This window comes from Chryseobacterium sp. CBSDS_008 (assembly GCF_049959325.1).
Classification (GTDB): Bacteria; Bacteroidota; Bacteroidia; order Flavobacteriales; family Weeksellaceae; genus Chryseobacterium.
Map to the genome: position 1 here is coordinate 2,911,188 of NZ_CP188202.1, position 15,695 is coordinate 2,926,882.

14 protein-coding genes are annotated in these 15,695 nt (G+C 37.7%); 7 read left to right on the forward strand and 7 right to left on the reverse strand.

Annotation, left to right across the window (positions count from 1 at the left end; translation table 11 throughout):
- Nucleotides 1–4: 4 nt before the first annotated feature.
- The 3 genes from ACP3T3_RS13110 to ACP3T3_RS13120 all read right to left on the reverse strand — a co-directional run bounded on the left by ACP3T3_RS13110 (nt 5) and on the right by ACP3T3_RS13120 (nt 3,664).
- Nucleotides 5–1,225, reverse strand: a complete 1,221-nt coding sequence (locus ACP3T3_RS13110) for a beta-ketoacyl-[acyl-carrier-protein] synthase family protein (RefSeq protein WP_426476295.1) — start codon at nt 1,223–1,225, stop codon at nt 5–7.
- Nucleotides 1,226–1,330: 105 nt separating this feature from the next.
- Nucleotides 1,331–2,062 carry a 3-oxoacyl-ACP reductase FabG gene (gene fabG, locus ACP3T3_RS13115; protein WP_426476296.1) on the reverse strand — a complete coding sequence of 244 codons (732 nt, stop codon included), beginning with the start codon at nt 2,060–2,062 and terminating at the stop codon, nt 1,331–1,333.
- A gap of 81 nt (nt 2,063–2,143) precedes the next feature.
- Entirely contained in the window at nt 2,144–3,664 is a 1,521-nt protein-coding gene (locus tag ACP3T3_RS13120) for an HAL/PAL/TAL family ammonia-lyase (RefSeq protein ID WP_426476297.1), read from the reverse strand.
- A gap of 98 nt (nt 3,665–3,762) precedes the next feature.
- Here ACP3T3_RS13120 and ACP3T3_RS13125 point away from each other — a divergent pair, with 98 nt between their 5' ends.
- Nucleotides 3,763–5,019 carry an NAD(P)/FAD-dependent oxidoreductase gene (locus ACP3T3_RS13125; RefSeq protein ID WP_426476298.1) on the forward strand — a complete coding sequence of 419 codons (1,257 nt, stop codon included), beginning with the start codon at nt 3,763–3,765 and terminating at the stop codon, nt 5,017–5,019.
- 30 nt (nt 5,020–5,049) lie between these two features.
- Here the strand turns inward: ACP3T3_RS13125 and ACP3T3_RS13130 are convergent, their stop codons facing one another.
- The 4 genes from ACP3T3_RS13130 to ACP3T3_RS13145 form a co-directional block, all read right to left on the reverse strand.
- Entirely contained in the window at nt 5,050–5,655 is a 606-nt protein-coding gene (locus tag ACP3T3_RS13130) for a hypothetical protein (protein ID WP_426476299.1), read from the reverse strand.
- A 98-nt stretch (nt 5,656–5,753) separates the two neighbouring features.
- On the reverse strand, nt 5,754–6,239 hold the full coding sequence (locus ACP3T3_RS13135; RefSeq protein WP_426476300.1) for a hypothetical protein: 486 nt from the start codon (nt 6,237–6,239) through the stop codon (nt 5,754–5,756).
- A 159-nt stretch (nt 6,240–6,398) separates the two neighbouring features.
- The gene (locus ACP3T3_RS13140) at nt 6,399–7,691 is read right to left on the reverse strand and encodes a phenylacetate--CoA ligase family protein (RefSeq protein ID WP_426476301.1); all 1,293 of its coding nucleotides are present in this window, start codon (nt 7,689–7,691) and stop codon (nt 6,399–6,401) included.
- An 89-nt stretch (nt 7,692–7,780) separates the two neighbouring features.
- The gene (locus tag ACP3T3_RS13145; protein WP_426476302.1) at nt 7,781–9,466 is read right to left on the reverse strand and encodes a M23 family metallopeptidase; all 1,686 of its coding nucleotides are present in this window, start codon (nt 9,464–9,466) and stop codon (nt 7,781–7,783) included.
- Nucleotides 9,467–9,905: 439 nt separating this feature from the next.
- On the opposite strand from ACP3T3_RS13145, the gene ileS reads away from it, so the two are divergent.
- From ileS to ACP3T3_RS13175, 6 genes are all read left to right on the forward strand, one after another.
- Nucleotides 9,906–13,301, forward strand: coding sequence for an isoleucine--tRNA ligase (gene ileS / locus ACP3T3_RS13150; protein ID WP_426476303.1), 3,396 nt, complete (start codon nt 9,906–9,908; stop codon nt 13,299–13,301).
- Nucleotides 13,302–13,359: 58 nt separating this feature from the next.
- Nucleotides 13,360–13,740, forward strand: a complete 381-nt coding sequence (locus tag ACP3T3_RS13155) for a TraR/DksA family transcriptional regulator (protein ID WP_002983772.1) — start codon at nt 13,360–13,362, stop codon at nt 13,738–13,740.
- Between the two features lie 77 nt (nt 13,741–13,817).
- Nucleotides 13,818–14,063 (forward strand): DUF6576 domain-containing protein, encoded by a 246-nt coding sequence (locus tag ACP3T3_RS13160; protein ID WP_426476304.1) that lies wholly within the window; start codon nt 13,818–13,820, stop codon nt 14,061–14,063.
- A 16-nt stretch (nt 14,064–14,079) separates the two neighbouring features.
- Complete coding sequence (locus ACP3T3_RS13165) at nt 14,080–14,274, forward strand: DUF2683 family protein (protein ID WP_426476305.1); 195 nt, start codon at nt 14,080–14,082, stop codon at nt 14,272–14,274.
- Nucleotides 14,274–14,912: a lipoprotein signal peptidase gene (locus ACP3T3_RS13170; RefSeq protein ID WP_426476306.1), complete on the forward strand. Its 639-nt coding sequence runs from the start codon at nt 14,274–14,276 to the stop codon at nt 14,910–14,912. Before ACP3T3_RS13165 ends, ACP3T3_RS13170 begins: the two co-directional genes overlap by 1 nt.
- 14 nt (nt 14,913–14,926) lie before the next feature.
- Nucleotides 14,927–15,571 carry a SanA/YdcF family protein gene (locus tag ACP3T3_RS13175; protein WP_426476307.1) on the forward strand — a complete coding sequence of 215 codons (645 nt, stop codon included), beginning with the start codon at nt 14,927–14,929 and terminating at the stop codon, nt 15,569–15,571.
- Nucleotides 15,572–15,695 lie beyond the last annotated feature (124 nt).

Below are 15,695 nucleotides of genomic sequence, written 5' to 3' on the forward strand. Positions count from 1 at the left end.
GTTTTTAATCAAATTTTTTAACTATTAGTGCAGAATTGGTTCCCCCAAACCCAAAAGAATTTGACAAAAATACATCAATTTTTTGATTTTTTGTTTTTGCGACTAAATTTATCTTTTGTGCTTCATTATCAGGGTTTTCCAGATTGATATTCGGAGCCACAAAATCGTTCTGCATCATCAGAATGGAGTAGATAACTTCACTTGCACCTGCCATCCAGCACTCATGTCCGGTCATGGATTTGGTAGAGCTTACCGGAACTTCACCCCCGAAAATTTCATAGATTGCTTTTGCCTCATTGGCATCCCCAATTGGAGTAGAAGTTGCATGAGCATTAATATAATCGATGTCTGAAGCTTTCAGACCTGACTGTTTTAAAGCCCGGTCCATAGCCAGGGCCGGTCCGTCCACGTTTGGCGTTGAAATATGACCGCCGTTTGAAGAAAAACCGTAACCGATAATTTCTGCAATGATCGGAACCCCTCTCCTTTGGGCAGATTCTAAACTTTCCACAATCAAAGTGGCTGCTCCACCGCTTGGAATCAATCCGTCTCTTTCTGCATCGAAAGGTCTGGAAGCTTTTGTTGGCTCATCTTCTCTGGCTGAGAATACTCCCAATCCGTCAAAGCTCGCCATGGAATATTTGTTGGTTTCCTGGGCTCCTCCACAGATAATCATATCCTGAAAGCCATTCTTGATCATCATATAAGCCAGCCCCAGTGAGTGTGAACCGCTTGCACATGCCGCACTGATCGTAAGATTGATTCCTTTCAGCTTAAAAATGGTAGAAAGGTTCATTGTCACTGTTGAGTTCATTGATTTGAAGATCGCTCCCGATCCCATCAATGTAGTATCTTTCTTTTCCCTTGCAATATCAATAGATTCTACTACTGCCTGGGAAACACTGTCATTTCCGTATAAGATCCCTACTTCATGAGCATCTAAGAATTCTTCGTTCAGATTCGCCTGTTTTAATGCATCCATGGTAGCCAGGTAAGCATATTCGCTTTCTTCTCCCATGCTGACACGCTGGCGTCTGTTTAAGAGATTCTTCAGATCTGGTTTCGGAACCACTCCGGTAAGACCTGACCTGAACCCAAACTCTTTTCTCTGCTGATCTAAAACAATACCTGATTTTCCTTGATATAGGGATTCCCTGACCTCTTCTAAAGACGTCCCGATGCAGGAATAAATTCCCATTCCGGTAATTACAACCCTATTTTCCATTTGTTTATATTTAATTTAACAATGTAGCAGTCTAGTAATGTAACAATATTTTATTGAGATTCATCCAACATTGGTACACTGGTACATCGATATATTGTTAGATTATTATGAGTAAATTCCTCCGTTAATATTAATTACTTCTCCTGTAATGTAGGAAGATTTTTTAGATGCTAAAAAGGCAACAAGATCTGCCACTTCTTCAGCTTCTCCGAACCGGTTGGCAGGAATCATGGCTTTCAGTTCTTCTTCATTAAAGTCCTGAGTCATATCTGTTTTGATGAAACCAGGAGCTACGGCATTCACGGTAACATTTCTTTTGGCAACTTCCTGAGCAAGAGCTTTTGTAGCACCTACCAAAGCACCTTTTGCTGCAGAGTAATTTGTTTGGCCGGCTGTTCCTTTTACTCCGGAAACAGACACCATATTGATGATTCTTCCGTATTTGTTACGAAGCAGTTTTTGAATAAAGAAATTGGTTACATTGAAAAATCCGTCCAGACTTGTATTGATTACACTGTTCCAGTCTTCTTTCGGCATCCACATAAAAAGACCGTCTCTTGTGATTCCGGCGTTATTGACGATCACTTCTACCACGGCATCAGGATTTCTCTCCTGCCATTCTGTTAAGACAGCTTGTGTTTCTTCGGTATTTCCTACATCAAATTTAAGGATTTCTCCGGTAGCACCCAATTCTTTCACTTTAGCCAACGTTTCGTTTGCTGCCGTTTCATTTGAAGCGTAGTTGATAAGGATGTGATAGTTTTTCTCTTCGGCCAGTTTTATACAGATTGCTCTCCCGATTCCTCTGGAGCCACCTGTTACAATTGCACATTTCATGCGTTAGTGTTTATATCGTTTTTAGTTTTTTTAAGTTGAGAGGATATCTTTATTGAACAGACAATCCATGACAGCCAATAGTTACATTCCTTTCATATATTTCTTCACTTCCTCCAGATACGGATACATGACCATATCGTCTGAGAAGGCAGGAATAATTTTTCGGATTTCATCATACAGTTTTTTTGTAGATGATGAAACCTTATCCTGGAACCCAAGATATTCAACAGCCTGAATAATGGTAATGGCTTCTATTGCCAATACTTCAAAAGCATTTTCAATTACTTTTCTGCAGATCACCGCAGCATTGGTTCCCATGCTAACGATATCCTGGTTGTCATTATTGTTCGGAATACTGTGAACATACATAGAATTCGACAGCATCTGGCTTTCTGCCGTAGTAGAAGTTGCCGTAAACTGTACCCCCTGCATCCCGAAATTGAAACCTAATTTACCTAAATTTACAAAAGGAGGCAAAATTTCATTGATTTTCGAGTTCAAAAGGTAATTTAACTGCCTTTCTGCAAGCATCGTCAGCTTAGTTACAACAATTTTTAACTTGTCCATTTCCAGAGAAATATAATCGCCATGGAAGTTTCCTCCGTGATAAACATGCTGGTCTTCAACGTTGATAATTGGATTGTCATTCGCTGAATTAATCTCATTCTCAAGAACTTTCTCCGTATATTCCAATGTATCCAATACCGGACCTAGAATCTGAGGAACACATCGTAAAGAATAATATTCCTGAACTTTTTCCTTGAATACTTTTTCCTGCTCTTCAAAATGAGTATAAAGATGTTCTTCTCTTTTTCTGATCAGCTTACTGTCTGCCAGGTGAGCACGCATTCTTTCTGCTACTTTCTGCTGCCCGTAATGTTTCTTAGTTCCGTTCAAGGCTTCTGACAAATGGTCATCATAGGCCTGTACAATTTCATTGATCGCACACGAGAGTCTAAGAGAAATATCAGTAAGCTGATTGGCTTTATAAGCATTCACAATACCGATTCCTGACATTACGGAAGTCCCGTTCATCAAAGCAAGACCTTCGCGGATCTCTACTTTTATCGGTTCTAAGCCTTCAGTTTCAAAAACTTCTTTGGTAGATCTTCTTTCTCCCTTGTAAAATACTTCTCCCTCTCCGATCAGTACCAATGCCAGGTGAGCCAGCTGAACAAGATCGCCGCTTGCTCCTACTCCTCCATGTTCAAAGATCAGTGGAGTAATATTCCTGTTGATCAGCTCCTGAAGAAGATAAATAACAGACTGGTGCACTCCTGAATTTCCTAATGATAAGGTATTCAATCTTGCCAGCATACATGCTTTTACTTCTTCTGCAGGCAAAGGGTTTCCAATTCCTGAAGAGTGGCTTCTGATCAGGTTATACTGAAGCTGGTGGGTGTCTTCATCACTGATTTTAAACTGAGCCATGGGCCCAAAACCGGTGTTCACACCATATATTACTTTATTTTTTGAAAACTCTTTTAAAAACTGAAAACTTTTATCCACCCTTGACAAAAGTGATTCATCCAGTTCTATTTTTTCATTCTCAATGATAATTTTTTGAAAGTCTTTCAGTTCTAAAAAGTTATTTATTTTCATCAATTAAAAGTAATAGTTGATAATTTTGTAAAATATTAATTATTTGTCACTAATTTTGCGGCAAAGATAAAAGTTATTATTAAAATAAAAAATCAAAGATGAGCAAAGAATTTGTTGACGTTCTTGTAATCGGGGCTGGGCCTTCCGGATGCGTGTCTTCTTCGTACTTAAAGAAGAATAATGTCAACGTAAAAGTAGTTGAAAAGACAAAATTTCCAAGACTGGTAGTGGGTGAAAGCTTAATTCCAAGGGTAATGGACCATTTTGAAGAGGCCGGACTTTTCCCTGCTTTAGACAAAATGGGCTTTGAAAAAAAGCTTGGGGCCCGTTTCCTTCGCGGTGACGAAGTCTGCATTTTTGATTTCAGCAACAAATTCGGAGAAGGCTGGGACTGGACCTGGCAGGTTCCGAGAGCTGATTTTGACAACACTCTTGCTCAGGAAGTGATTAATAAAGGAATTGACCTTGAATTTGAAACCGAAGTTATTGACATTAAATTTGAAGGAACAGATTCTGTGACTACGGTAAAAAACAAGGATGGAGAAACAAAAGAAATCCATGCCAAATTTGTTATCGATTCCAGCGGCTATGGGAGAGTACTGCCTCGCCTGCTGAACCTTGAAAAGCCTTCCAAATTATCTCCTCACTCTGCTATTTTTTCCCATGTAAACGATATCAACAGAGAACCGGGAGAAGAAGGAACTTTAATTTCTTTTGACATCATTGAGACTGAAGTATGGCTTTGGGTAATTCCTTTTTCCAACGGAAACACAAGTTTAGGAATTGTAGGTCCTACTGAATATATTGATAAATTATCTGAAAACGGAGATACCACTGAAGCTTTACGAAAGGCGATTTCTCTTTCTGATTATTATGTAAAACGTTTTGGGAATGTAGATTTTCTTTTTGAACCTAAACATCTTAAAGATTATTCATGTTCGGTTAAAAGTTTATTCGGAGACGGATTTGCTTTAACAGGAAATGCTTCTGAATTCCTTGATCCTGTATTTTCTTCAGGAATGGCTTTTGCCACAGAATCCGGAATGCTGGCGGCAAAACTTGCCTTAAGACAGTTAAACGGAGAAAAAGTAGACTGGCAGAAGGAATACACAGACTATATTTTATATGGAGTGGATGTTTTCACTACCTATGTAAAAGAATGGTACACCGGAAATCTTCAGGAGCTTTTCTTCCACCAGCCGGAAAATCTGGATGTCAAGAAAAAGATCTGTGCTGTTTTAGCAGGCTATGTATGGAATAAAGACAATCCTTTTGTGAAAAAGCATGATACAGCTATTAAAAACCTTGCGAACCTGATCAAGTCAGAAAAACAGGAACAGCAAAATCAACAATAAAAAACGGTCTGAATTTACAGACCGTTTTGTTTATTTTATAACTGCTTTAATTTCTTTTCCTAATTTTTTACCGGTAACTTCATAAGCTGCAGCTATTCTTCCGTACTCCCATGCAAATTGCTGATTCATTTGCTTACCACCTATTTTATCTGCCTGTAATCTCATCATTACTTTTGAAGGATTATCAGTTTCTACAAATTTCATATCTGCTGTTAATTTTGCTTCCTGAGAACCTATCATTCCGCCATACCAGCCCGCGTAAATCCATTTTGCATCAATAATCAGAGTATATTTTGTTTGTGCATCCTTTTTGAAAACTACTTTTTTGGATTTCCCATTAATACCTTTGAGAAAATAGTCCAAATATTCAGAATTTTTAAACTGTTCCCACTGGTAAATCCAATTTTTCCACACAGCTTCGCTTTTTTTGGCTGTAATATCAGTTTTTCTGTTTTCCAGATATTGAGCTTCCGTCAGGTTCTTCTCCTGATAGACTGCATTATCAAATACCAACTGAACATTTACTTCGTTTTGATCTTTTAAAAAGTCAAAATTTCCGGATTGAATATTAATTTGATTTTGGGCAAAGGCTACCACTCCAATTGCCATGAACAGCAATGATAATAATTTTCTCATATTTTTAAATTAGTTTTTATTTAAGCGCCTAAAGTTATTTACTTTTATTGATAACAGTAAAAAAACGGTCTGAAAGTTCAGACCGTTTTTTTATAAAATTATTTCAATTTATCTTCTTTTTTTATCTTATCGTCTTCTGCCATCATTTTTGTATGATCTTCCGTCATCTTTTTATGCTCCTGTATCAGTTGTTCATCCTCTTTCATCATTTGATCATGATCAGTTTTTAACTGGTTTACATCAAAATTCTCAGTTGCGTGCCTTTTCTCTAACTCATCATGCTTTTTAATGATTTCAGAGTGCCTGGCAATCAAATCCGCATGCTGCTGCAAAATATCCGTATGTAAAGTTTCAATTTTGTTATGCTCACTGGTAGCAGGTTCATTCTGCAGGTTATGTAACTTGGTAAAATCAGTATGTTCTTTTTCCATCGCCAGATGAGCGGTTTCTAATTCGTTATGATCAGACTGCAATTTAGTATGTGCCGCCGAAAGTTCTTTTTCAAGTTCAACACCTTGTTTTTTACAAGATGCCAGCGTCAGGCTTATAGCAATGCCAGCAAGCAAAATTAAATTTTTATTCATTTTTTTATGTTTTAATCCAACAAAACTACAAAACAAAATACACATAATCAGCGTTTTATAAAAAAATACTATTTTATTTATGTAGTGAAGAAAAATAACAACAATTTACCTTAAGATAAGTGTAAAAACAAAAGAAAAATCTCATTTAGAGAAAACTGATTAACGCAAATCAATAAACGTAATCGGCTTTCTGCTGTTTGGGTTAAAAACGGTTTTGGACAGAATATCAAAATCTACGATTTCAATTTTAGGACTTACCCTTAATTTTGCGCGGAAGTGATCCCGAACTTCATTCACGAAGGCTTCATGTTCCTGTTTTGTACTCACCTTTATGAGAATTTCATCCAATCCTATTTCATTAGACTGAATTACGATCTGGTAGCATAGAATAGAATTGAAATCATTCAGGATATCATTCATTGCAGGAGGATACAGTGTTGTCCCTTTGTATTTGATCATCTGCTGCTTCCTTCCTACTACAGGACCTAACCTCATCGTATTTCTTCCACACCGGCATGGCTCATAGTGAGCTTTTACAATATCTCCGGTTTTAAATCTTAACAAAGGAATGGCTTCTACTCCTAAAGTGGTGATCGTAAGCTCTCCATTTTCCCCTTCTTTTACCGGGTTTCCGTTGTCATCAAGAATTTCTGTAATGATCAGTTCCGGGTGATGATGGCCTCCGATCTGGAATTCACATTCTGTAAAAGCAGTACTCATCTCGGTAGAAGCATAGGTTGAAAAGAGCCTTATATCCCATTTTTCCTTAATTTTCTGGGAAAGAATATTATCTGTAAAATCCTGATTTTTAATACTTTCCCCGATACATACAGCCCCGTAAACACTTGAGTTTTTATAATCCAACCCGTGTTTCTCTGCATAATCAATCATTTTCAGCAGAAAAGAAGGCACGGTGATCAGGTATTTCGGTTGGTACCGGAAAATAGAATCCCACTGCAATTCAGGAATTCCAGGTCCCATTCTCACTACACTCGCTCCCATTTTTCTTAAGCCCAGAAAATAAGCAAGCCCAGCCATAAACCTTTTGTCTATGGTGGTAATCATCTGAACAACATCTCCTTTCTGAATCCCGGCACAGGCGAAAGATATCGCTTCATTGTAAGCCAGCCTCTCAAGATCACCATCGGACAAGCCAAATGTAACCGGATCTCCCAATGTTCCGGAAGTGGTACTGTAATCCACAATTTTATCCGGTGTTATGCAGAAAAAGTCATGATTATACTGCTGGAGATCATTCTTTGTGGTGGTAGGGATCTTTTGAAGATCTTCCAACGTACGAATGTCAGCAATACGGATATTGTTTTCTTTGAACAGCTTCTGGTAAAAAGGTGAATGATTTTCAAGGTAACTCAAAAGCTCACGAAGTTTTTCTTCCTGAAATAGTTTGATTTCCTGAGCATCTGCTTTCTCGATTGACGGATAAAATTCCAATGATTTTAATTTTTAAAAGGCAAATTTATTTAAAATTACAAGATTGTAGAAGGTATTCATGTAAAATGTATTCATGATCGGCTACAGATTTATCTTTGAAACGTAAAAGTTTGTGTATTGGTGTTTCCGGCTGTATTGACTGTGGTTACTTTTAGTGTATGGGAGCCGCTTCCTTTCGGGCATTTTTCATCAAAAGTATAAACAAAATTATCTTTTACCCTGGCAAAGCGAAGCCATTTTCCATCCAGTTCCGCCCGAAATGAAACAATATCTCCTACTTTCGTGGTTCCTTTTAAGAGTAAAGAGCTGTTATTAACCAGGGTTCCTTCCGTCCAGCCTGCCGAAACAGACGGCAGATTTTTGTCAATCAATAATTTTGCGGTACCTAATCTATTGAACAGTCCTTCTGCCCAGTCACCATTCCATTTTACCTTGACAACATCCTTGTCACTGCCATAATCAAAAAGAATAACCGCTTTGTCTTTTTCTGCATTGGTTAATTTTCTATTGGGTTTTATTTTCAACGTATATCCGTCCTGAACCGGAATGTAAGGGCTATGTAAAATAATGCTGTTTGAAACAGTACCCGGATCAGCATCCGGCTTTTCATAGGCGTTAAAGTTTACAGCATCATAAGCCGCATGTTTGCTGAAGTTAATTTCTGCATTTTCGGTAGAAATAGTTTTCCCTTCGTTAGGCATTACAGTTTTTCCTGTAGAAGATATTTTGTCTGAAGTTTTATTGAACTGAACTTTTGTTGTTAAACGGCTTGTATTGCCTTTGACATCTTTCAGAATAATTTCAATATTGTGAACATTTTCATCCTGAAGGCTGATAATCCCTGTTAAATTTGAAAGACTGTAATTCTGCAGTTTCATTCCCGGTAAAGCCGAAAGGTGTTGGATTGCTGTTTTATCCCTGATGAATTTGGTATAATCGATACAGCCGTTGATATAACGGGTTTCGTCGTAGTGTATTTTATCAATTTTAAAACTGTACATCAGCTTACCGTCCATCAATAGTTCTGCATCATAAATTCCCAGATTAAATCCTTGATTAGCCTTATCCACTGCTTTAATGGCAAAACTTATTTCCGGAGAATTGACCTGAACAAGGTTAGCAGTATAAGCATTTCCCGCTTTTTTTACTGCAATTCCATTCGCACCGGGTTCATAGGTGCTAAAACGTCTGTCATACCAATACAGTCCACTGATAATCGGCGCTATATTATCAGGAATAGCAAAACCAAAAAGTAACGGATTAAGACATTCTTCTGTTTTGGTATTTCTTATTTCAAAATGTAAATGTGGGCCTGCAGATCCCCCGGTATTTCCGCTCAATGCAATTTGCTGTCCTTTCTCCACCGGAAACTGCCCGGGTTGAAAAGTAATGTCCTGTTCCCATTTTTCGTCTTGATATTGTCTTTCTTTTACATATTCATCCAGTTTACTGAAGTATTTGTTCAAGTGGGCATATACTGTGGTATAACCGTTGGGATGAGTGATGTATAGTGCATTTCCAAATCCGTACCGCTCCACTTTTATTCTGCTTACATAGCCTTCTGCAGCGGCAAGAACCGGCAAATTTTCCTGGCTGTTAGTTCTCAGATCCAGCCCCATATGAAAGTGATTCGTCCGGACAGCTCCAAAATTAGCCGCCAGCTGCATGGGAATATTGAGTGGATTCCTGAAATAATTCTGTGGATAGGTCTGAGCCTGTGTAATGATACTATTGATTAAACAAATAATAAATATCAGCTTGGGAAATATTTTCATACAGCATTTGGTTTAGGTCTATTTAAATGTACGAATTTTAGGCCAATAAGCTGTTGTTGGGATATTCATTTTTAGAATCACCTTTATTTTATTTCCTTTGCTGAGTGAAACGCCCTTGCGAACAATTTTAACCCATTCATAAGATCTTTGTGAACTTTGCGTAATCATTAGGTTTTGGCTAAAGCCATTGGATATATTTTTATTATTTAAGTGGGCTAAAGCCCACTCCTATTGAATAATCGTGTTGATTTTTCACATAAAGTTGTCAGCAAAAATTCACTTTTTGACTATTCAATATTCACTTTTTCTCACTTTCTTCATTTATATTTCTGAAATTGAACTTTTTAATAGAAATTACCTAAATAAAACATATATTATAAACCGACAAATTTTAGTAAATTTGCAAACTTAATTAATCAACGATATTGAGATATTTACAATGAGCCAATTTAAAGAATACAAAAACCTCAACCTTATTGACGTAGCAGAGAATGTAGCGGAATTTTGGAAACAAAATAAAACTTTCAATAAGAGTGTTGAGATTCGTCAGGGAAATCCTGAGTTTGTTTTTTATGAAGGTCCGCCTTCAGCAAACGGTATGCCTGGAATTCACCACGTAATGGCAAGAGCATTGAAAGATATTTTCTGCCGTTACCAGACTCAAAACGGAAAGCAGGTTTTCCGTAAAGCGGGCTGGGATACGCATGGTCTTCCTGTGGAACTGGGTGTAGAAAAAGAATTAGGAATTACGAAAGAAGATATTGGCAAAAAAATCTCTATTGAAGACTACAACAAAGCTTGCCGTGAAGCAGTAATGCGTTATACCGATGTTTGGAATAACCTCACAGAGAAAATCGGATATTGGGTAGACCTTGATGATCCGTACATCACGTACAAGTCAAAATATATGGAAACCGTTTGGTGGTTATTGAAGCAGTTGTACAGCAAAGACTTGTTGTACAAAGGGTATACTATCCAGCCTTACTCACCGAAAGCAGGAACAGGACTTTCTTCTCACGAGCTGAATCAGCCCGGAACCTATCGTGATGTTTCAGACACAACGGTTGTAGCTCAGTTTAAAGTAAAAAAAGACTCTTCAGCATTGTTCAATGATGTTGACGGAGATGTTCATATCCTTGCATGGACGACGACTCCATGGACGCTTCCATCCAATACGGCTCTTACTGTTGGTAGAGATATTGAATATGTTGTAGTTAAAACTTTCAATCAATATACATTTGAACCCGTAACAGTTGTTTTATCAAGAGTTCTTCTACCTAAAGTTTTCGGTAAAAAATATACAGAAGGTACAGATGAGGATTTTGCCAACTATACTCCGGAAACGAAAGTAATTCCTTTCAGAATAGTAAAAGAATTCACAGGGGAAAAACTTGTTGATACAAGATATGAGCAATTAGTTCCCTGGTTTACGCCAAATGATAATCCTGAGAATGCGTTCAGAGTAATCTTAGGGGATTTTGTAACGACTGAAGACGGTACAGGTATCGTTCACACGGCACCTACTTTTGGTGCTGATGATGCGAGAGTGGCTAAAATGGCTCAGCCTGAAATTCCGCCAATGTTGGTAAAAGATGAAAATGATAATCTTGTACCATTGGTAGATTTACAGGGGAAATTCATCAAAGGAGAAAATGTTCCTGCGGTATTCTCCGGAACTTATATCAAAAACGAATATTACGATGAAGGAACAGCTCCTGAGAAGTCATGGGATGTAGAACTTGCCATCCTGTTGAAAACAGAAAACAAGGCCTTCAAAGTAGAAAAATATGTCCACTCTTATCCACACTGCTGGAGAACAGATAAGCCGGTATTGTACTATCCGCTGGATTCATGGTTTGTGAAAATGACGGCTGTAAAAGACAGGCTGGTTAATTTAAACAAAGAAATCAACTGGAAGCCAAAAGCTACCGGAGAAGGACGTTTTGCCAACTGGTTGGAAAATGTAAATGACTGGAATCTTTCCCGTTCAAGATATTGGGGTATTCCGTTGCCGATCTGGAGAACAGATGATTTGAAAGAAGAAAAGATCATCGGTTCTGTAGAAGAATTATACAACGAAATCGAAAAATCAATTGCAGCAGGATTGATGACTGAAAACCCGTTCAAAGGTTTCATCATCGGAAATATGGCTGAGTCTAACTATGAGCTTGTGGATCTTCACAAAAACGTAGTAGATAAAGTGGTATTGGTTTCTGATTCAGGAAAAGCAATGAAGCGTGAAAGCGACCTGATCGACGTTTGGTTCGATTCAGGTTCTATGCCTTATGCACAGTTGCATTATCCTTTTGAAAATAAAGAATTAATAGACAATCATAAAGCATTCCCTGCTGATTTTATCGCAGAAGGTGTTGACCAGACCCGCGGATGGTTCTATACGCTTCATGCAATAGGAACGGCTGTGTTTGATTCTGTTGCTTATAAAAACGTAATGAGTAATGGTCTTGTTCTGGATAAGAACGGACAAAAGATGTCAAAACGTTTAGGAAATGCAGTAGATCCGTTTGAAACACTTGCTGTGTACGGACCGGATGCTACCCGTTGGTACATGATTTCCAATGCCAACCCGTGGGAAAACCTGAAGTTTGACATTGAAGGAATCGACGAAGTAAGAAGAAAGTTCTTCGGAACGCTTTACAATACCTATTCATTCTTTGCTTTGTATGCGAATGTAGACGGATTCAATTATTCGGAAAAAGAAGTGGAAAACCGTCCGGAAATCGACAGATGGATCCTTTCTGAGCTTAATCTTCTGATCAAGGAAGTGAAAGCTTTCTATGAAGACTATGAGCCGACAAGAGTAGCCAGAGCAATAAGCACTTTTGTGAATGATAATCTGAGCAACTGGTACGTAAGGTTATGCAGAAGACGTTTCTGGAAAGGAGATTATTCTGATGATAAAATCTCTGCTTACCAGACTTTATACACTTGTCTTGAAACAGTAGCTAAGCTTTCCGCTCCAATTGCTCCGTTCTTTATGGATCAATTGTATCAGGATTTAAATAAAGTAACAGGTAAAGAAAACTGTGAATCTGTACACCTTACAGACTTCCCGGTAGCTGATGAAAGCTTAATTGATCAGGATCTGGTTGAAAAGACGCATTTGGCTCAGAATATTACCAGTATGGTCTTCTCTTTGAGAAAGAAAGAAAATGTAAAAGTCCGCCAACCGTTACAAAAAGTATTGGTTCCTGTACTGGATGCTAAAACAGAAGAGCAGATTCTTGCTGTAGCTGATCTGATCAAACAGGAAGTCAATGTGAAAGAATTACAGTTAATCAATGCTGAAGAAGCATCCCATTTAATTGTAAAACAGATAAAACCCAACTTCAAAGCGCTGGGTCCTAAATTAGGAAAAGACATGAAGATGGTAGGTGCCGAAATTGCCAATCTTACCACAGAACAGATTTCTGCTCTTGAAAAAGAAGGAAAAATAGATGTTCAGGGATATGAGATCACTCCTGATGATGTGGAAATCTCTACCAAAGATATCCCGGGATGGACTGTTACTTCAGACGGTAAAACAACTGTGGCATTAGATTTGACGTTAACCGATGAATTAAAATCTGAAGGGATCGCAAGAGAATTTATTAACAGAATTCAGAACCTGCGAAAAGATAAAGACTTTGAATTGACAGATAAAATTAATATCTCCATTGAAGAAAACTCACCTTTCCTTGCTGATATTAAGAAAAATGAGGAATATATTTCTTCTGAAGTCTTGTCAAATAAAATAGAAATTGTATCTTCACTTTCAAATTTTAACGAAATCGAAATAGATGAGGTTAATTTTAAGATAAATGTTGAAAAAAATTAACATGTAGTTATTATATTTCAAATTCCATTTCATAATTTTATTAAAAAAGAGAACGAATATGTCAGACGAAAGAGTTAGATACAGCGATGCTGATTTACAGGAATTTAAGGCAATTATTAAAGAAAAAATAGAAAAAGCAGAAAAGGATCTTCAGCTTATCAGAGAGAGTTTCATCAATGACCAGAATAACGGAACTGATGATACATCTCCTACTTTTAAGGCTTTTGAAGAAGGAGCAGAAACGCTGAGCAAGGAGCAGAATTCTATTTTGGCAGGAAGACAGGAAAAATTCGTGCGCGACCTTAAAAATGCTTTGATCAGAATCGAAAATAAAACGTATGGTGTTTGCAGAGTAACAGGAAAACTGATTCCTAAGGAAAGACTTTTAGCCGTTCCTCACGCTACGCTGAGCATCGAAGCGAAAAACATGCAAAAATAACCGTAAGGTTTGAAAATAATTTTGGGTTTATATTGTATTCATGGATACTTTATAAACCTAATTTTTAATGTATACCCATGAGCGAATTATTAATTTTGGGCATTATCATCGCAGCAGTATTGTTGTTTTTCCACAGGGCATGGATCAAAAACAGATTTTTTCCTGATCCACAGAAAAACTATACTATTGATGATCAATTCAATTCTGATAAACGCGAACGGGAGAAAGAAATCGACAGACTGTTGAGTAAGATGGGCAAAAACGGAGTCAATGATCTGTCTGAGAAAGACAGAAAAAGACTTAATGAATTGTCTAAAATGTAAAAATTAAATATAAGAAATGGAATCTATCATAGTACATCCTAAAAATTCTATGGAGCTGAGTGCACTGAAAAGCGTTCTGAAGGAAATGAATATTAAATTTGAAAAAGCTCATGTTAAGAGCTCGTTCAATGGACAGAAAGTGGTCAAGAAAGCAAGCGACAATAAAAATGTAAAGCCGGCATCAAAGCCTTCAAAACCTAAAGAACAGTAATGAAAAAGATCTTAGCAATAACATTTTTAGTGTTGTTAATTGACCAGGCTTCAAAAATTTATATCAAAACCCATTTCAATCTGGACGATAGTGTAACGGTATTACCAGGTTTTAAACTGACTTTTGTGGAAAATCCGGGAATGGCCTACGGTTTTCATTTCGGGGGAATTATCGGAAAGTATTTTCTGGTTATTTTAAGAATCTTCCTGATCGGAGGAATGGTGTATATGTTTAAGAAATGGCTGAAAGAAGGAGCTTCCAACTATCTCTTGATTCCAATGGCTGTCATCTTTGCAGGAGCTATCGGAAACCTTATTGACGGTATGTTCTATGGAATGATCTTCGACAGCGGAACGGTATACGATCCAAGTATAGACCGATGGATAGGCTATGGAGGGATTTCCAAGTTTGCTCCTTTCGGGCAAGGATATTCTACATTTATGAAAGGATGTGTGGTAGATATGCTACACTTCCCACTGGTAGACTGGCATGTTCCTGAAAGCTGGCCTTTAATAGGAGGAAAACATCTTGAATTCTTCAAATATATTTTCAATGTTGCCGACTCTGCGATTACGGTAGGAGCAGCATTTTTATTGATATTCAGAAAAAAAGCTTTTCCGAACGGACTTGAGTTTTAAATGATATATTTCGGATGAAGAAAATAATCAAAAATATTCTTAAAATTTTCCTGCTTCTTCTCGTTGCAGGAATTATTTTTATGGCATGGGCAAATTACAGCATCAAAAAGAATAGTGAACCTTTTGTTTTCTATAATATTGCTGATGTACCGGAAGCCAAAACAGGCCTGTTACTGGGCACCGGAAAACTGCTGAGCAACGGAACCCCGAATGCGTATTTCTATAACAGAATTCAAGCCGCGGCAGATTTATTAAAAAGCGGAAAAATACAATACGTTATTGTCAGTGGTGATAACAGCACCAAAGATTATAATGAACCTGTAGATATGCAGCTGGCATTGATGCAGCAGGGAATTGCGCACGATAAAATCATTTTGGATCATGCCGGTTTCAGGACGCTGGATTCTGTGGTAAGAGCAAAGGATATTTTCGGCCAGACCAGGCTGATCATTATTTCTCAGAGGTTTCATAACGAAAGAGCAGTTTTCCTGGCCAGGAAAACTGGAATAGAAGCCTTTGGGTATAATGCTGCTGATGTGAACAAATACGCAGGTTTAAAAACCAATATGAGAGAGTATTTCGCTAAAGCCAAAGCATACTGGGATCTTCTTTTTGGAGTGGAACCGAAATTTGGAGGAAAGAAAATTGTGATTCCTTAGTTTTTTAACCACGGTTTGCGCAGATTGTCACAGGATGATTGTGAATGATAGATTGATTATTCTAGATTGATAGGCTTTGGCTAAAGCAATAGATCAGTTCTCAATTTAAAGCAGCTGGGCTGTC

What these genes read in the sequence shown, in the direction of transcription:
- ACP3T3_RS13110 (WP_426476295.1), bottom strand. Translation starts at nt 1,225, where the DNA reads ATGGAAAATAGGGTTGTAATTACCGGAATGGGAATTTATTCCTGCATC.
- fabG (WP_426476296.1), bottom strand. Translation starts at nt 2,062, where the DNA reads ATGAAATGTGCAATTGTAACAGGTGGCTCCAGAGGAATCGGGAGAGCA.
- ACP3T3_RS13120 (WP_426476297.1), bottom strand. Translation starts at nt 3,664, where the DNA reads ATGAAAATAAATAACTTTTTAGAACTGAAAGACTTTCAAAAAATTATC.
- ACP3T3_RS13125 (WP_426476298.1), top strand. Translation starts at nt 3,763, where the DNA reads ATGAGCAAAGAATTTGTTGACGTTCTTGTAATCGGGGCTGGGCCTTCC.
- ACP3T3_RS13130 (WP_426476299.1), bottom strand. Translation starts at nt 5,655, where the DNA reads ATGAGAAAATTATTATCATTGCTGTTCATGGCAATTGGAGTGGTAGCC.
- ACP3T3_RS13135 (WP_426476300.1), bottom strand. Translation starts at nt 6,239, where the DNA reads ATGAATAAAAATTTAATTTTGCTTGCTGGCATTGCTATAAGCCTGACG.
- ACP3T3_RS13145 (WP_426476302.1), bottom strand. Translation starts at nt 9,466, where the DNA reads ATGAAAATATTTCCCAAGCTGATATTTATTATTTGTTTAATCAATAGT.
- ileS (WP_426476303.1), top strand. Translation starts at nt 9,906, where the DNA reads ATGAGCCAATTTAAAGAATACAAAAACCTCAACCTTATTGACGTAGCA.
- ACP3T3_RS13155 (WP_002983772.1), top strand. Translation starts at nt 13,360, where the DNA reads ATGTCAGACGAAAGAGTTAGATACAGCGATGCTGATTTACAGGAATTT.
- ACP3T3_RS13160 (WP_426476304.1), top strand. Translation starts at nt 13,818, where the DNA reads ATGAGCGAATTATTAATTTTGGGCATTATCATCGCAGCAGTATTGTTG.
- ACP3T3_RS13165 (WP_426476305.1), top strand. Translation starts at nt 14,080, where the DNA reads ATGGAATCTATCATAGTACATCCTAAAAATTCTATGGAGCTGAGTGCA.
- ACP3T3_RS13170 (WP_426476306.1), top strand. Translation starts at nt 14,274, where the DNA reads ATGAAAAAGATCTTAGCAATAACATTTTTAGTGTTGTTAATTGACCAG.
- ACP3T3_RS13175 (WP_426476307.1), top strand. Translation starts at nt 14,927, where the DNA reads ATGAAGAAAATAATCAAAAATATTCTTAAAATTTTCCTGCTTCTTCTC.